The 15,265-nt window shown below is 71.6% G+C and carries 15 protein-coding genes; 6 read left to right on the top strand and 9 right to left on the bottom strand.

Annotated elements, in window-relative coordinates:
- Positions 1-6 precede the first annotated feature (6 nt).
- Positions 7-828, bottom strand: a complete 822-nt coding sequence (locus ACFWXC_RS46960) for a tyrosinase family protein (protein ID WP_384489355.1) — start codon at positions 826-828, stop codon at positions 7-9.
- 35 nt (positions 829-863) lie between these two features.
- Positions 864-1,286: a tyrosinase cofactor gene (locus tag ACFWXC_RS46955; protein WP_384489353.1), complete on the bottom strand. Its 423-nt coding sequence runs from the start codon at positions 1,284-1,286 to the stop codon at positions 864-866.
- Positions 1,287-1,628: 342 nt separating this feature from the next.
- Between ACFWXC_RS46955 and ACFWXC_RS46950 the strand changes: the two genes are divergently transcribed.
- The 3 genes from ACFWXC_RS46950 to ACFWXC_RS46940 all read left to right on the top strand — a co-directional run bounded on the left by ACFWXC_RS46950 (position 1,629) and on the right by ACFWXC_RS46940 (position 5,015).
- A complete protein-coding gene (locus ACFWXC_RS46950) occupies positions 1,629-2,822 on the top strand; it encodes an FAD-dependent monooxygenase (protein WP_384489351.1) in 1,194 nt (397 codons plus the stop codon).
- Between the two features lie 97 nt (positions 2,823-2,919).
- Entirely contained in the window at positions 2,920-4,413 is a 1,494-nt protein-coding gene (locus ACFWXC_RS46945; protein WP_384489349.1) for an MFS transporter, read from the top strand.
- Positions 4,410-5,015: a TetR family transcriptional regulator gene (locus tag ACFWXC_RS46940; RefSeq protein WP_384489347.1), complete on the top strand. Its 606-nt coding sequence runs from the start codon at positions 4,410-4,412 to the stop codon at positions 5,013-5,015. Before ACFWXC_RS46945 ends, ACFWXC_RS46940 begins: the two co-directional genes overlap by 4 nt.
- On the opposite strand, the gene ACFWXC_RS46935 is transcribed toward ACFWXC_RS46940, so the two are convergent.
- Positions 5,012-5,908 carry a LysR substrate-binding domain-containing protein gene (locus ACFWXC_RS46935; protein WP_384489345.1) on the bottom strand — a complete coding sequence of 299 codons (897 nt, stop codon included), beginning with the start codon at positions 5,906-5,908 and terminating at the stop codon, positions 5,012-5,014. The genes ACFWXC_RS46940 and ACFWXC_RS46935 overlap by 4 nt on opposite strands.
- Before the next feature lie 133 nt (positions 5,909-6,041).
- Between ACFWXC_RS46935 and ACFWXC_RS46930 the strand changes: the two genes are divergently transcribed.
- Complete coding sequence (locus ACFWXC_RS46930; protein ID WP_384489343.1) at positions 6,042-6,929, top strand: SDR family oxidoreductase; 888 nt, start codon at positions 6,042-6,044, stop codon at positions 6,927-6,929.
- A gap of 73 nt (positions 6,930-7,002) precedes the next feature.
- Here ACFWXC_RS46930 and ACFWXC_RS46925 read toward each other — a convergent pair whose 3' ends face one another.
- On the bottom strand, positions 7,003-8,709 hold the full coding sequence (locus ACFWXC_RS46925; protein ID WP_384489341.1) for a cholesterol oxidase substrate-binding domain-containing protein: 1,707 nt from the start codon (positions 8,707-8,709) through the stop codon (positions 7,003-7,005).
- A 138-nt stretch (positions 8,710-8,847) separates the two neighbouring features.
- Between ACFWXC_RS46925 and ACFWXC_RS46920 the strand changes: the two genes are divergently transcribed.
- Positions 8,848-9,831, top strand: a complete 984-nt coding sequence (locus ACFWXC_RS46920) for an aldo/keto reductase (protein ID WP_384489339.1) — start codon at positions 8,848-8,850, stop codon at positions 9,829-9,831.
- A gap of 85 nt (positions 9,832-9,916) precedes the next feature.
- On the top strand, positions 9,917-10,402 hold the full coding sequence (locus tag ACFWXC_RS46915) for a DUF6328 family protein (protein WP_384489337.1): 486 nt from the start codon (positions 9,917-9,919) through the stop codon (positions 10,400-10,402).
- On the opposite strand, the gene ACFWXC_RS46910 is transcribed toward ACFWXC_RS46915, so the two are convergent.
- From ACFWXC_RS46910 to ACFWXC_RS46890, 5 genes are all read right to left on the bottom strand, one after another.
- The gene (locus ACFWXC_RS46910; RefSeq protein WP_384489335.1) at positions 10,387-11,055 is read right to left on the bottom strand and encodes a DUF2238 domain-containing protein; all 669 of its coding nucleotides are present in this window, start codon (positions 11,053-11,055) and stop codon (positions 10,387-10,389) included. The two genes, ACFWXC_RS46915 and ACFWXC_RS46910, sit on opposite strands and share 16 nt — an antisense overlap.
- Before the next feature lie 88 nt (positions 11,056-11,143).
- Entirely contained in the window at positions 11,144-11,569 is a 426-nt protein-coding gene (locus ACFWXC_RS46905) for an SsgA family sporulation/cell division regulator (RefSeq protein WP_384489333.1), read from the bottom strand.
- Positions 11,570-11,632: 63 nt separating this feature from the next.
- Positions 11,633-12,727 carry a hypothetical protein gene (locus ACFWXC_RS46900; RefSeq protein ID WP_384489331.1) on the bottom strand — a complete coding sequence of 365 codons (1,095 nt, stop codon included), beginning with the start codon at positions 12,725-12,727 and terminating at the stop codon, positions 11,633-11,635.
- Positions 12,728-12,833: 106 nt separating this feature from the next.
- The gene (locus ACFWXC_RS46895) at positions 12,834-14,465 is read right to left on the bottom strand and encodes a serine/threonine protein kinase (RefSeq protein WP_384489329.1); all 1,632 of its coding nucleotides are present in this window, start codon (positions 14,463-14,465) and stop codon (positions 12,834-12,836) included.
- Between the two features lie 254 nt (positions 14,466-14,719).
- A complete protein-coding gene (locus tag ACFWXC_RS46890; protein ID WP_384489327.1) occupies positions 14,720-14,890 on the bottom strand; it encodes a hypothetical protein in 171 nt (56 codons plus the stop codon).
- Positions 14,891-15,265: the final 375 nt, after the last annotated feature.

Here is a 15,265-nt window from a genome sequence, read left to right as displayed (position 1 = left end):
ACCATCTCAGACGTCGAACGTGTAGAACCGCGTGTGGTCGAGCAGGTCCGCCGGCCGCACGTCGTTCCACGGCTTCATCGTCTCGTCCACGTCGACGACGTCCGGCGTCCCACCGCCGGGTACGTAGGCCGCCTGCGGGTGACGGCGCTGCCACTCGGCCCACAGCTTGTCGATGAAGGCATGGTGCAGCCAGAACACCGGGTCGTTGGGGGAGACCCCGGTGGCCATCTGACCGCCCACCCAGACATGGACGCGGTTGTGCAGATTGACCCCGCGCCAGCCCTCCAGATGGTTCCGGAAGCCGTCCGAGGCGCTGTTCCAGGGCGCCATGTCGTACGTCGCCATCGCCAGCACGGAGTCGACCTCGGCCCGGGTCGGCAGCTCGCGCACGCCGGTCCCGAGCGACCTGCGCAGATAAGTACGGCCGTCCACGCGGACGTTGAGCGGCCAGTTCCCGCCCGCCGCGGCGAACGGGCCGTCCGTCACCCGTCCGTCGGAGCTGCGCCCGGTACCGCCGAGGAAGTCCGGCGCCCACAGCGCGGCACGGACGGTGCGGTCGGCGCTCCAGTCCCAGTAGGGGAGTGCCACCGAGGAGTCCACCGACTGGAGCGCCTGCTCGAAGTCGAGCAGGAATCTGCGGTGCCAGGGCAGGAACGACGGCGAACGATGCCCGGTGCGCTCCGAGTCGTCGGTGTCGGACATGATGAAGGCGTTGTGCGTGCGCACGAAGTCGTCGTAACGCCCGCTGCGCTTCAGCTCGATGACGGCAGCGACGAACCGCCGCTTTTCGTCGGCGGACAGACTGGCCTGGTTCTTGCGTATGGTCATGTGTTTCGAGGCTCCGGAAGTCCTGGCGGGGGCGGTCAGTTGGCGGGGAACGGCAGCAGTGCGGCGCCCTGCAGCTCGTCGACCGCCGCGCGGGCGGCCGCGCGCGGGGTGCGCACCGGGTCGTAGTGGCTGACGACGCTGATCCAGCTGCCGTCCGCGTTCCGCATGACGTGCAGCTCCGCCCCGTCCACGAACACCGTGTAGCCGGTGCCGTGTCCGTGGTGGTGACCGCCCATGCCGCCCATGCCCTTCATGCCTTTCATCCCGCCCATGTCGTCCATGGCGGACGGGTGGCCCTGTATCCGGCGGCCCTTGTAGACCTCGTCGAAGGGTTCGAGTGATCCCTCCTGCGGGTGAGCGGCGGCCGGGGTGCCCGGGGCGGCCAGGGTCTGGGCACCGGCCGCGGCGGCGAGAGCGGCCGCCGCGGTGAGCGCGCGCCGGCGGGTGAGTTCGGGCATACGGATGCTCCTGTGCTGGGTGCGGGTGATGACTCCGTATGCCTATCCGCCGGTTTCCGGGCGGGAGAAATCGCCCGGATCGGGTTGGCTGCGATCAGGACAATTGACTACATGTCATACAAGCTTGAACCAAGATGATCTTGCCGTGGCGAGGGGCCCGCTGATACCGGAACGGGGAATTCCTTGCTCGGACGAGGGTGTTTTCGTCGATCCTTCGCGCGGGTCCGCCGTCCGGGTGTCGTGGCTCACGCCGTCAATCTGGCGCGATTCGAAAACCCGGGCCGGGCTCGCCTCCGCTGCTACCCTGCGATGCCAGTTGACCACGTTCGGTGAAATCCAGGGGTGCGTGTGAAGGTCGTCTGCGTCGGAGGCGGGCCCGCCGGCCTGTATCTAGCGATCCTGCTCAAGCGGCAGGACCCGTCCCACGACATCGCCGTCCATGAACGCAACCCCGAGGGCTCGACCTACGGCTGGGGCGTCACCTACTGGCGTGCCCTGATGGACCGGCTGCACGCCTACGACCCCGAGTCGGCACGCGCCGTCGAGGAGAGCTCGGTCCGCTGGAACCAGGGCGTCGCCCATGTCCGCGACCAGGTGACCCGGCAGCCCGGCGACCCGGGCCACGGCATCGGCCGCCACCGCCTCCTGGAGATCCTCGCCGCACGCGCCCGGTCCCTGGGCGTACGGCTGGAGTTCGAGAGCGAGATCACGCCCGACGACCTCCCCGAGGCCGACCTGGTCGTCGCCGCCGACGGCATCCACAGCACCCTGCGCACCCGGCATGCCGACGCCTTCGGCGCCGAGGTCACCGAGGGCCGCAACCACTACGTCTGGCTCGGCACCACCAAGGCCTTCGACTCCTTCACCTTCGCCTTCGCCGAGACCGAGCACGGCTGGGTCTGGTGCTACGGCTATCCCTACGACGACGGGCACAGCACCTGCGTCATCGAGTGCGCCCCCGAGACCCTCACCGGCCTCGGCCTCGACACGCTGAACGAGGCCGACCAACTGGCCCTGCTGGAGAAGCTGTTCACCGGCATCCTCGACGGCCGGCCGCTGGTCACCGGCTCCTCGGCGGCCGCCTGGCCCACCTTCCGCACCCTCACCAACCGCACCTGGCAGCACGGCAACCTCGTCCTGCTCGGCGACGCCGCCCACACCACCCACTACTCCATCGGCGCCGGTACCACCCTCGCCCTGGAGGACGCGATGTGCCTCGCCGACACCCTGCGCGAGCACGGCGCCGGACCCCAGGCCCTCGCCGCCTACGAGCGGCAGCGCAAGGCCGAACTGGTCTCCGCCCAGAGCGCCGCCCGCCTCAGCGCCCAGTGGTACGAGAACCTGCCCCGCTACATCGACCTGCCCGCACACCGCATGTTCGCCCTGCTCGGCCAGCGCCACTCGCCGCTGCTGCCGTACGTTCCGCCGCAGCTCTACTACGGCATCGACAAGGCGGCCGGGCGGCTGGAGGCGCTGCGCCGGCTCAAGCGGTGGCTCGGGCCACGTGCCGCGCGCGCCCTGCACTCCCGGTCGTAGGCGCCCGCTGACGACGGCACGAGTTGGTGAAAGGTCATTCACTCGATAGGGTGAATTGGTATTCACCTCCATATCTGTGCCGTCCGCAGGAGCGCCGATGGATCACCCCGCCCCGACAGCCGGCCCCTCGGGCTCGCCCGCCGCACCGCCCCGACTGCGGGAGCGGCTGACCATCCCGGTACTGGCTTTCGGCGGGATCCTGATGGCCGTCATGCAGACGGTGGTCGTCCCCCTGCTCCCGGACCTGCCGAGGCTCACCCACTCCTCGGCCGGCGCCGTCTCCTGGATGGTCACCGCGACCCTGCTCGCCGGGGCCGTCCTCACCCCGGTGCTCGGCCGGGCCGGTGACATGTACGGCAAGCGCCGGGTGCTCACCGGGGCGCTCGCCCTGATGACCGTGGGCTCCGTGATGTGCGCCCTGTCGTCCGACATCACCGTGCTCATCGTCGCCCGAGCCCTGCAGGGTGCCGCCGCCTCCGTCGTACCGCTGTCGATCAGCATCCTGCGTGACGAACTGCCGCCCGAGCGGCGGGGATCGGCGGTGGCGCTGATGAGCTCCACCGTCGGCATCGGCGCCGCCCTGGGCCTGCCGCTGGCCGCGCTGGTGGTGCAGTACTACGACTGGCACACCATGTTCTGGCTGACCAGCCTCCTCGGAGCGCTGGGCGTGGCGGCCGTGTGGTGGGCGGTCCGGGAGTCACCGGTGCGCGAACCCGGGCGGTTCGACGTGCTCGGCGCGCTCGGGCTGGCCGTCGGCCTGACCTGTCTGCTGCTCGGCGTCTCCCAGGGCGGCCAGTGGGGCTGGGGCAGCCCGCGCGTCCTCGGGCTGTTCGCCGCCACCGTCCTCGTCCTGGCCCTGTGGTGGTGGCAGCAGCTGCGGACCGAGCAGCCGCTGGTCGACCTGCGTCTGGTGTCCCGGCCCCGGGTCGGCCTGTCCCATGTCGCCGCCCTGCTCACCGGGTTCGCCTTCTACGCCAACTCCCTGGTCACCGCCCAGCTGGTGCAGGCGCCGAAGGCCACCGGATACGGCCTGGGCCTGTCCATCGTGGCCACCGGCCTCTGCCTGCTCCCCAGCGGCATCACCATGCTGCTGTTCTCGCCGCTCTCCGCCCGGATCTCGGCCTCCCGCGGCCCGCGCATCACCCTCGCCCTCGGCGCCGCGGTCATCGCCTGCGGATACGTGGTGCGCATCGCCGACAGCCGCGACCTCTGGATGATCATCCTGGGCGCCACCGTCGTCGCCACCGGCACCACCCTCGCCTACTCGGCGCTGCCCACGCTGATCCTGCGGGCCGTCCCGGCGAGCCAGACCGCCTCCGCCAACGGCGTCAACGTCCTCATGCGCACCATCGGCCAGGCCACCTCCAGCGCCGCCGTGGCCGCCGTCCTCACCCATCACACCAGCCTCGTCGGCAGCGCCCAGATGCCCACACTGCACGGCTATCTGCTGGCCTTCGCGATGGCCGGCGTCATCGCGCTCGCCGCCAGTGCCGCCGCGCTGTCCATACCCGGTGACAAGGCCACGGACGACGCCCCGCGCGACCAGGCCCGCACCCAGGGCGCCCGGGACGGCGCGCTGGAGGGAGCATGAGTGCCGTGAGCACCCGACCCGACACCGGTACCGACACCACCCCCGCGCCTGCGCCTGTCCGCCGGGACGCGGAGGCCACCAAGGCCGCCATCCTCAAGGCCGCCCGCCACCTCCTCGCCCGGCACGCGCACGCCGACATCACCCTCAAGGACGTCGCGGAGCGCGCCGGGGTCAGCGCGCCGCTGATCCTGAAGTACTTCGGCAACAAGGACAGCCTGTTCGCCCGCGTGATGTCCTTCGACTCCGACGCGGCCGCCCTGCTCGACGCGCCCCTGGACGACCTGGGCCGGCACATGGTCCGGCACGTCCTGGAGGGCCAGCGCGACCGGGGCGCCGACCCGCTGCTGCGGATCGTCTTCGCCCCCCTGCACGGCGACCACGGAGACGTGCTGCGCGCCAACTTCCGTGCCCAGGTGGTCGACCGCGTCGCCGCCCGGCTCACCGGCCCCGACGCCGGACTGCGCGCCGAACTGGCCGTCGCCCAGCTCATCGGCCTGGGCGTGATGTACGGCATCGCCCGCGGCCCACGGCTGCGCGACTCCGCGATCGACGACCTCGCCGACCGCTACGGCCCCGCCGTCCAGGCCCAGTTGACGCCCTAGTCCGGCTCCGGCCCGGTCAGCAGCGCCTCGGCCGACCTGCGGAAGGCGGCCAGCAGCCGGTGGTTGTCCCCGGCGCGAGTTGCCAGGACCACGTGGCTCGGCTCGACGCCGTACAGCGGGACCGTGGTCAGGTCGGGGCGGAGGGTCGCACCGGGCACCCAGGGCGCGATCGCCACGGCCTGCCCTGCGGCGACGTGCTCGAACTTGTCCTCCACCGCGCCGATCAGCGGACCGTCCGGCGCCGGGCTGCCGTCCGGCCGGGGATCGACGCGCCAGAACGCGTTCCAGAGCGGATCGTTCCCCCGGGGCAGCGGCTCGTCGGCGATGTCGTCGAGCGTGACCGACTCCTTCCCGGCCAGCCGGTGGTCCAGGGAGACCACCAGGACGCGCGGCTCGTCGTAGAGGACCGTCACCCGCAACCGGTCGGTGCGCAGCGGCAGCCGGGTCACGACCGCGTCCACGCGCCCCGCCAGCAGGGCCTCGCGCGACTTGTTCCAGTCGAGGTGCAGGGTGCGCACGTCGGCGTCCGGGAAGCGGCGGCGCAGATCACGCACGGCCGGGGTGACGAAGATCCCGTTGATGTACCCGACGGTGATCCGGCTGGGCTCGGCGGCGGCCCGGGTCACGGCCGCGGCCTCGCCCGCGGCCCGCAGCAACGCCCCGGCCCGTGGCAGGAACACCTCGCCGGCGTCGGTGAGCCGGGCGCCCTGCGGGGTGCGGTCGAAGAGCCGCGCACCCAGCACCTGCTCCAGCCGCTGGATCTGCCGGCTCAGCGCGGGCTGGGTGATGTGCAGGGCGCCGGCGGCCCGCCCGAAGTGACGCTGCTCGGCGACGACGGTGAAGTACCGGACGAGCCGCAGATCGAGGTCAGGGGCGGAAGCGGGATCAGCCATGGCTCCAGGGTACGGGCGACGACCTGCACCGATGCCCAGAACGTATTGCGCATTGCGAATCAGGCTTTGGACGCCCGTCGCCCGCCGGCCGAATGATGGAAGCACCTACCCCTCCCTCGAAGGAGCACTCACCATGCGGGTATTCGTCACCGGCGGCAGCGGCTTCATCGGCTCCGCGGCCGTCCCCGAACTCCTCGGCGCCGGCCACCGGGTTCTCGCCCTCGCCCGCTCGGACAAGTCCGCCGAGGCCCTGACGGCGGCGGGCGCGGAGGTGCACCGCGGCAGCCTCGACGACCCCGAGGACCTGGCACGTGCGGCGGCCGGGACCGACGGCGTGCTGCATCTGGCCTTCAATCACGAGGACTTCCGGAACATGACGCGGGCGGTGGAGACCGACCTGCGTGTGATCGAGGCGATCGGCGCCGCTCTGGAGGGCTCGGACCGGCCCTTCGTCGTCACCTCGGGCACTCTGATGCTCGCCGCCGTCGAGGGTGTGGCGACAGAGCAGGACACCCCGGCACCGGGCGTCCACCGCGGCGCCTGCGACGTGGCCGCGCTCGCACTGGCCGAGCGCGGCGTACGCAGCTCGGTGGTCCGCCTGGCCCCCACGGTGCACGGCCGCGGCGACCGGGGCTTCGTGCCGCAGCTGATCGGCATCGCCCGCCGGACGGGCGTCGCCGCGTACGTCGGCGAGGGCACCAACCGCTGGCCGGCCGTACACCGCCTGGACGCGGCCCGGCTGTACCGCCTGGCCCTGGAGTCGGCCCCGGCGGGCACGCCCCTGCACGGAGCGGCCGACCAGGGAGTCCCCTTCCAGGACATCGCCGCGGCGATCGCCGAGGGCCTCGACGTCCCCCTGAAGAGCATCCCGCCGACGGAGGCGGAAGCCCACTTCGGCTGGCTGGGCATGGTGGCCGCGATCGACAATCCGACATCGAGTGAGAGGACCCGGGAGCTTGTGGGCTGGAAGCCGGAACAGCCCGGCCTGCTCGCGGACTTGGAGGAGGGCCACTACTTCTAGGCTCCGGCACCGGCAACGCGCCCCTTTGGGGGCGCGGGGAACGGCGTGACCAGCCCCCCCCGCCCCACAGATTTCAACGGCGCACCAGCACCCCGTCCAAGAACCCGTTGCTGAAAACCCGGTGTGGGTCAAGGCGATCCAACGTCTCCACCGCCGCATCCCACACCGCACCCCCGAACGACCCCGGAATCCTCGTGTCGAGCACCTCCTCGTCACTCCACACATCGGACTCCGTGTACGCCCACCCCTTGGACCACTCCACCCGAGTCCCCTCGTACCGCTCGAACAGGAACACCTCCAACTCCCGCAAGAACGCCTCCGCATAGGGCGTCCCCGGCAGCGTCAGCACATCCAGCCACACCGCCGTGTCCGCCCCGTCCCTCGGCCGCAGGGCGGAGAGCAACGGGACCTGCGCACCGGCCAGTTCGGCGTCCGCGGGTTCGTCCAGCCCCGTCACCCGGATCTCCACCGACCCGTTGACGGGGAACCGCCCCAACGCGGCGTACGCGGTCAGCCGTTCCCGGTAGAAGGACGTGAACTCGTGCACGACACGCTGCACGTCGGCCCGCCGAGTCAGCACCGCGTACCCGTTCGCGTTGATCCGCAGCGTCGTCGGCCGCAGATACAGCAGCGTGTTCTTCGACGCCCCCCAGATGTCCGAGGACAGCGTCGCCACCAGCCCGAGCGCCGCCACATCCAGCTGCGCGTTGCCCAGCACCGGCGCCAGATACCATGCCGCGTCGGACACCATCCGCCCCACGAGGTCGGCGACCACCGTCGGCACGACGTCGGAGAACGGGTAGTTGTACGGCGAGGTCACATGCCGTGAGGCGAGCGGTCTGGCCGGGGCGACGCTCCACTCCTTGAGCCACGGGTACTCCGTGAACGCGAACCAGATCGCCTCCACCCGCCCGGACCGCGCCAGGAAACCGTCGAGGGTCCGCCCGCCGGAACCGGCCGCGGCGAACAGTTCGCCGGCCGGGATGTCGGTCCGGCTCACACACCGCAGGTTGCTGTTGCCCCCCACCCGCAGCACGACCTCGGTCACGAACGCCCGGCCCAGATGCGTGAGCAGGGCCGCGCAGTCCGCCTCGGCGCGCCGGAACGTCCGCAGGACATACGCACCCGCGTCCCCGTCCCAGACCACCGCTGTCAGCGACAGCACCAGATTGCTCAGCGAACCGTAGGTGTGCCCGGGCAGCGGCTCCTCGCCGTCGGCCGGAACGGCGGTGCCGTGCGCGTCGATCGCCAGCGCCCCGCCGAGCGTCAGATCGCCGGGCGCGGGCGTGGCCGTGAGCCCGAGACCGTGGCCCTCCAGGAAGGTGAGCAGCGCCTCCATGGTGACGCCGGTCCCGGCCCGCACCTGTGACCCGGAGTCCAGGGACAGCCCCGTGAGGTGCGTCCGGGTGTCGACGAGCAGCACCTTGTCGTCGGCGGCCGTGCCCTCCGTGACGGTCAGTGGCGACCAGCCGTGCGAGGAGCCACGCGCGCGGACCCGCCAGCCGTTGCGCCAGGCCCAGTCGACGACCGTGCGCACCTGGTCCGCGTCGGCCGGGGCGCAGGCCCACAGCCCGTCCGCGGTGATCTCGCCGACCCAGTTGCGGTACGCCGAGCGGTACAGCGCGACATCCGCCGGGAAGCCGGGCAGCTCGGCCGCGGCCGCGGCCGGATCCGCCGCCAGCAGTACCGGTACGGCGGCCAGCGCGGCGGCGGACCGCAGGAAGCCCCGACGGCTCCAGCCGTCCCGGGCAGGGAAGTTGTTCACTGAACGATCAGTCACGCCGACACGCTAGGGCCGGGTTGACGCCTCTCCGATTTTTGTCGAACACAATCACCCGTGTGAGTGAAGGATTCACAGGTGGGCGGGGCCGGGGAAGCCCCTGACACCGTTGTCGGCGGCGGATGACAGACTGGCGCCATGGACGAACGTGTAATCGGCAGGTCGGGACAGCGGGCATCGGTCGTCGGCCTCGGCACATGGCAGCTGGGCGCCGACTGGGGCGACGTGGACGAGAAGGACGCGCTCGCCGTTCTGGAGGCCGCGGCCGAGTCGGGGGTGACCTTCTTCGACACCGCCGACGTGTACGGCGACGGGCGCAGCGAGCAGACCATCGCCACCTTCCTGCGCGGCAGGCCCGATCTCCATGTGCTGGTGGCCACCAAGATGGGCCGCCGGGTCGACCAGATCCCGGAGAACTACGTCCTGGACAACTTCCGCGCGTGGAACGACCGGTCCCGCCGCAACCTCGGCGTGGACCGCCTGGACCTGGTGCAGCTGCACTGCCCGCCGACCCCGGTCTACTCCTCGGACGAGGTGTTCGACGCCCTCGACACCCTGGTCGAGGAGGAGCGCATCGCGGCCTACGGCGTCAGCGTCGAGACCTGCGCGGAGGCGCTCACCGCGATCGCGCGCCCGGGCGTGTCCAGCGTGCAGATCATCCTCAACCCGTTCCGCACGAAGCCGCTGCGCGAGGTCCTCCCGGCCGCCCGGGAGGCCGGCGTCGGCATCATCGCTCGGGTGCCGCTCGCCTCCGGTCTGCTGTCCGGCAAGTACACCAAGGACACCGTCTTCGCGACCGACGACCACCGCACCTACAACCGGCACGGCGAGGCCTTCGACCAGGGCGAGACCTTCTCCGGCGTCGACTACACGACGGGCGTCGAGGCCGCCGCCGAGTTCGCCGCGCTCGCCCCCGAGGGCTGCACCCCGGCTCAGCTGGCCCTGCGCTGGATCATCGAGCAGCCGGGTGTGACCACGGTGATCCCGGGCGCCCGCAACGCCGAGCAGGCCCGCGCCAACGCGGCCGCCGCCAAGCTCCCGGAACTGCCCGCGGAGACGGTCACCGCCATCGGCGACCTCTACGACCGCCGGATCAAGGACCAGGTCGAGAACCGCTGGTAGCACCCGCCGGACCGGGAGCGCCGCCACGGTGCGGGCTCCCGGCCCGGGCCGTTTGAACGACGGGCCCGACGGTTACACGGACTCCATGACCGACCAGGAGCGGCGGCAGGGGCGCGACGAGACCGAGGAGGAGCGCGCCGACCGGATGTGGGGCGAACTCATCCAGGAGGTGCGCGTCGCCCAGACCGGCGTGCAGATCCTCTTCGGTTTCCTGCTCACCGTGGTCTTCCAGCAGAAGTACGACGAGCTGTCCGACGTGGACCAGACGATCTACATCGTGACCGTCGTCCTGGGCGCCGCGGCCACGGGCGCCCTCATCGGCCCGGTGTCCCTGCACCGGCTGGTCGCCGGCCGCAAGGTGAAGCCGGAGGCGGTGCGGCTGGCGTCCGGGCTGACCCAGATCGGCCTGTTCCTGCTGCTGGCCACCATGGCCGCCGCGCTGGTGCTGATCCTCCGGGTGGCCACCGGCGGCAGCCAGGTGACCTGGGTGGTCGCGGCCGTCGTCGTCTGGTACCTGGTGTGCTGGTACGGCCTGCCGCTGTGGTCCCGGCGCCGTCACACCAGCCGCTGAGCCGCCTCCAGTGCCCGCAGCTGCCGGTCGTGCAGCCGGCTGAGCAGCAGCACCGACACCGTCGCCCCGATCAGTGCGCAGAACATGTCCCACTGGGTGTCCCAGACATCGCCCTGCGTGGCGAGGAAGGCGTCCGCGCCGTGCCCGCCGATCTCGGCCGCCAGCCACTCCAGCAGCTCGAAGAAGGCGCTGAAGGCGAGGCAGGCGCACACCGTCAGCGGGGCCAGCCAACGGCTGCCGCGCAGCGGTGAGGTACGACTGAGCAGCTCACGGGCCAGGATCGCCGGTACGAAGCCCTGCATGAGGTGGCCGAAGCGGTCGTACGGATTGCGGTCCAGGCCGAGGGTGTCGCGCACCCAGTCGCCCACCGGCACCTCGGCGTAGGTGTAGTGGCCGCCGACGGCGAGCACCAGCGCGTGCGCCGTGAGGAGCCCGGCCAGCAGCCCCGTCAGCGGGAAGCGCCGCCAGGTCAGCACCACCAGCGGCAGGCCGACCAGCACCCACACCGTCTCCAGGAACCAGGTCGTACGGTCCCGGGCGCCCCACGCCGACACGGCCATGCCGGCCACCACCACCCCGGCGAGCAGGGCGGGCGGAACCCGGCGCGGCACACGGTGCGGAACGGGGCGCGGGGCGGGGTGCACTGCGGTCATGGCGGACTCCTCGTCGTGGGAGCCCCATCGTGGCCGCGGCGCCCGGGCCCGGACATGAGTACGGCTACTCAGCCGGGGGCGCGGTCACTCAGCCGGTGGCGAGGATCTCCGCCAGCAGGTCGTCCACCGGGATCTCTTCCCGCCCGGGCGGCACGGCCATGTAGGTGTCGCTCAGGAACGAGGCCAGCGCGGGAGCCCAGGCGAACACCACCGCGTGATGCCGTTCGCCGCCGGGCAGGGGATCGCCGAGGAAATCCATGCGCACTTCCCTCCAGCGCCCCTGCCGTACCGGACGCAGCCGTACGTCCCCGACCCCGACCGGCTCCCTCAGACCCTCGTTGAGCATCTCCCGGTCAAGCCGCCATCTGGCGAGCACCCGGCCGTCCAGGGTGAACACCGCGGTGACGGCGAACGGGTCTTCGGCGTCGTACGACAGATGAGCGAGGACGGGGCAGCGGGCGGTCCCGTCCTCGCGGAGCTGTACCACCAGGGTCCTGTGCACGATGGGGTTCACGCGAGAGCCCTCCGAGAACGATCGGCTTGGTGCCCTCTAGTACCCCTCTCACAGGAAAAACGCTCAATCGTGAGCGGAATCCATTGCGGAATCCATTGCCGAATCCACCGCGGAACCGCCGGAACCGCCGGAGCCGCCCTTCGTGCCGCGCAGTGCGACCAGGCACGAGCCGATGGCCTGCTGGAGCTCCTCCAGGCGCTGGACCATGTCGTCCTCGTAGAAGTCCTGGGCGTCGTCGAAGGTCAGCTCCTCGAACGCCTTGGTCGCCTTCTGCAGGCTGCTGTAGAACTTGGTGCGCTTCTCCTGGACGCGGAGTTCGGGGTCCGCCTCGACCGTCTCGACGACCAGGTTCTTCAAGGTGTCGTAGGCCTCGGTCGCCCACTCGCCGGTGTCCTCGTCCTCGTCCAGCTCGTCGAGGAGCGACAGATGACGCTCCGCCTCCTGGCGCAGTTCGACGGGTGCGTCGACCGTCTGCCCGGCAGGTGTCTTGATCTGGCCGGACTCGGCGATCTGGCGGACGTATCCGATGCGGTCGGCCGAGCGGCTCTCGGTGGCGACGGCCTTCTTGAGGTCGGCGGTGCGGACCACGTCACGGGCCAGCACCGTCTGCAGGTCCGGGTCCTCCTTGATGCGGTCCAGGAGCGCCGAGCGGGCCGCGCGGGCGGTGGAGGGGTCGGCGAGGATCGCGGCCCGCAGCGCGGTGGGGTTCTCGGCCACTTCGAGGGCCTTGGTGGGCCGGATGCCCTCGGCCTCGGCGGCCTCGGAGATGGCGGTGCCTCGCTCGGAGGTGGCGCTGTTGCGGGAGACGTAGTACTCCAACCAGACGTCGGAGTCCGGGAGTTCGACCTCCTGGCCCGGGGCGAGCGCCTCGAAGTGCGGGACGACACAGTCGTCGGCGGCCCTGTCCCACGCCTTGTAGTAGCGCATCACCCGCTCCGGGGAGCAGCCGGCCAGCTCGGCGAACTCCTTCGCCGACACCTTCGGTGTCTCGTCCGCGCCCTGCCCTCCGGGCCGCACGCTGCGGGCCACCATCAGCCCGAACGTCCAGCCTCCGGTGCGCACATAGGCGCCGAACTCCCGGGCGTCCCGCGCCACGAGGTCGGACAGGGGAGCCGGGGACGCGCTGGACGTCTCGGACGGGTCGATCGCTAGGGTCACGGAGGACGCTCCTGAAGGCTGCCGAACTGCATACGTACCGACGGGCAGCCTATATCGACCCATTGGCCAGGGTTTGCCGCACGGTCGAAGACCAGCCGGGCGCGGCTCAGTCGGCGGACGCCCGGAACGTGGCCAGGAAGGTCTTCAGCGCCAGCGTGTTCGCGGCGCCGTCCCAGGCGGCGGCCGGGGCCGTGACACGCAGCGAGAAGCTCCGGCCGCCGCCCAGCAGGAAGCCGCGGCCGAAGGTGCGCACCCGGTCGGCGCCGGTGCCCGACAGCCACTCCATGTCCGCCGCCTTGTACCCCTGGTAGGTGGTCGCCTTGATCTCGCCGATCCGCCGGTAACCGTCCAGCTGTTCCAGCTGGGGCTCCACGTCGTCCCGCCAGACGGCGACCGGGTCCGGGCCGGCCTGGGTGCTGTAGGTGACGGCCAGGGTGCGCGGGTCGTCACCGCCCGGGCCGAAGGTGACCCGGTAGGCGACGTCGTCGACCCGCGAGGTGTCGAGGCGCTTCCAGCCCTTCGGGAGTGCCACGGAGAAGCCCTCCGGCGCGGTGTAGCGGTGAAATCCGGCCGGGAGGGCACCGGCCGTGGCCGACGGGGAGGGCGAGGGTGACGTCTTCGAGGGAGAGGGGGAGGGAGAGGCGGCGGAAGAAGGAGGGGAAGAGGGGGAGGGGGTCGGCCCGTTGCCGTCCGTGCGGTTGCCCGGCTCGGTGGCCGTCGCGGAGGCGCTCGGCGCCGAGCCGGCCAGCGAGCCGACGCCCGGGAGCCCCTGGGTGGCGGCGAGCACCGCGACCGACACGGTCACCACGGCCAGCGCGGTCCCCCCGATCATGGTGGTCCTGCTCCACCCCGAGGCCCGCGCCGCCACATAGGCGCCGCGCAGCCGGGGTACCGGGGCGGGCTGCCCGATCGCGTCGGGGTCCGCGTCCAGGACACGTGTCAGCGCCTGCCGGACCACCGGCCTGCTCAGCCGTTCCCGGGAGTTCTTGCGGAGCAGTCCCTGCACGACCTGGGTCAGCGGACCGGCCCGCAGCGGGGTGCGCAGCGGCAGCCGGTCCACGCCCTTCAGCGTGGCGTCGGCGCGGCCGCGGTCCCGGAACGGCGGCCGGCCCTCGACCATCGTGTAGAGGACCGCGCCGAGCGCCCACAGGTCGGCGGCCGGGCCGATGCGCTCGTCCCTGGCCTGTTCCGGCGAGGCGTACGACGGTGCGGTGACCCGGGGGGCCAGGGTCGCGCCCGCCAGGCCGAACCCGGTGATCACCACCGGGCCCTTGTCACGGACGAAGATCTGGCCGGGGCTGAGCTCGCCGTGCGTGTAGCCCTCGCCGTGCGCGCCGTCCAGCACGTCGAGCACCTCGAGGCCGATCCGGGCGGCCTGCACGAAGTCGAACGTGTTCTGCTGGGCGAGGAGTTCACTGAGCGGCGTGCCGTCGATCAGCTCCGTGACCGTCCACAGCGTGCCCGCCTCCTCGAAGGCGTCGATCACCATGGCGACCCGGCCGGGCCGCAGCGCGCCCATGACCTCGGAGGTGCGCAGGATCCGGGAGGTGGTCCGGCGTACCACGTCGTCGGTGAGGGCGTCGGGCAGCGCGATCTGGGTCACCAGACGCGGACGCTCGGCCTGCACGTCCTCTGTGTACCAGCTGATGCGATTCGGCTCGCGGTCGGCGACCTCAATGAGCCGGTACCTTCCGGCGACCAACTGTTGTGCGGAGACATGCGCCTTGACCATCGTCATCCCTCGCTGAAACCCCTGCCTCTTCTTAACCAGAGGTACGCGGGAGGCTCCCCGGTTTGTTCAAAGAATCTGCAACTCGGAGTCCCTTCTTGCCTTTTATTCAAACGGCGCCACCTGCCTGACACTTGAGGAAAACGGCGAATGACCGGGCGCCGACCTGCGGGTAACCGACGGTAAAAGACCGGCTGCGGTCCGCTGGCCGGCCAGCTCCGAGGCGTCCGGTACGTGAGGTGGACGGGACCGATCGAACCGTCTCAGAGGCCCCGGCGCGCCAGGAAGCCCAGCAGGCCGCGCAACTCCGCCGTCGCGAACGGAAGCCCGGCGAGCAGCGCCTCGGCCCGGGCGGTGTGCCGAACGTGCTCCCGTGGACAGTGAGCGTGGCCGACTCGCTGCGGCTGATCGCCGACACCCTGCCGGCCGAGCACACCGCCGACACTGCAACGGCCTGCCGTGCCGCCTGCGCCGGGTGGCGGTCACCGGTGACGTACCGGTCGGCATCGCGGGCAGGAAGCGCTACTCGATCGCGGGCGACGCCTCGCACTGCACATCGGCCGCCTGACCCGCGGGGAATACGGAGTCATTCGATCGGTATCGGGCCGGTGCTCGGGCCAGAGTGTTCGGCATGGCCGGACCGGTGCGCGTGCGTGAGCCGGTCAATGCCGAGGGCCGGCGCCTGCTGGGGACTGTCCGGAATACCTGCGAGGACGCTACTGAACTTGAAAGCGTGATGTCGGTAACGATCACCCAGCCGACGCGCGCGTGTTGGTGCCGTAGCTCAACGATCTACGAGTGGCGCCGGG

It is taken from the genome of Streptomyces sp. NPDC058683 (assembly GCF_042716195.1).
In the GTDB taxonomy this organism is placed as follows: Bacteria; Actinomycetota; Actinomycetes; order Streptomycetales; family Streptomycetaceae; genus Streptomyces.
The sequence above is the reverse complement of the archived record's forward strand: the minus strand, read 5'-3'. Positions and strand labels throughout refer to the sequence as shown.

Bases quoted from the DNA above. Each gene is read 5' to 3' on its own strand.
- ACFWXC_RS46960 (WP_384489355.1), bottom strand. From the start codon at position 828: ATGACCATACGCAAGAACCAGGCCAGTCTGTCCGCCGACGAAAAGCGG.
- ACFWXC_RS46955 (WP_384489353.1), bottom strand. From the start codon at position 1,286: ATGCCCGAACTCACCCGCCGGCGCGCGCTCACCGCGGCGGCCGCTCTC.
- ACFWXC_RS46945 (WP_384489349.1), top strand. From the start codon at position 2,920: ATGGATCACCCCGCCCCGACAGCCGGCCCCTCGGGCTCGCCCGCCGCA.
- ACFWXC_RS46940 (WP_384489347.1), top strand. From the start codon at position 4,410: ATGAGTGCCGTGAGCACCCGACCCGACACCGGTACCGACACCACCCCC.
- ACFWXC_RS46935 (WP_384489345.1), bottom strand. From the start codon at position 5,908: ATGGCTGATCCCGCTTCCGCCCCTGACCTCGATCTGCGGCTCGTCCGG.
- ACFWXC_RS46930 (WP_384489343.1), top strand. From the start codon at position 6,042: ATGCGGGTATTCGTCACCGGCGGCAGCGGCTTCATCGGCTCCGCGGCC.
- ACFWXC_RS46920 (WP_384489339.1), top strand. From the start codon at position 8,848: ATGGACGAACGTGTAATCGGCAGGTCGGGACAGCGGGCATCGGTCGTC.
- ACFWXC_RS46915 (WP_384489337.1), top strand. From the start codon at position 9,917: ATGACCGACCAGGAGCGGCGGCAGGGGCGCGACGAGACCGAGGAGGAG.
- ACFWXC_RS46910 (WP_384489335.1), bottom strand. From the start codon at position 11,055: ATGACCGCAGTGCACCCCGCCCCGCGCCCCGTTCCGCACCGTGTGCCG.
- ACFWXC_RS46895 (WP_384489329.1), bottom strand. From the start codon at position 14,465: ATGACGATGGTCAAGGCGCATGTCTCCGCACAACAGTTGGTCGCCGGA.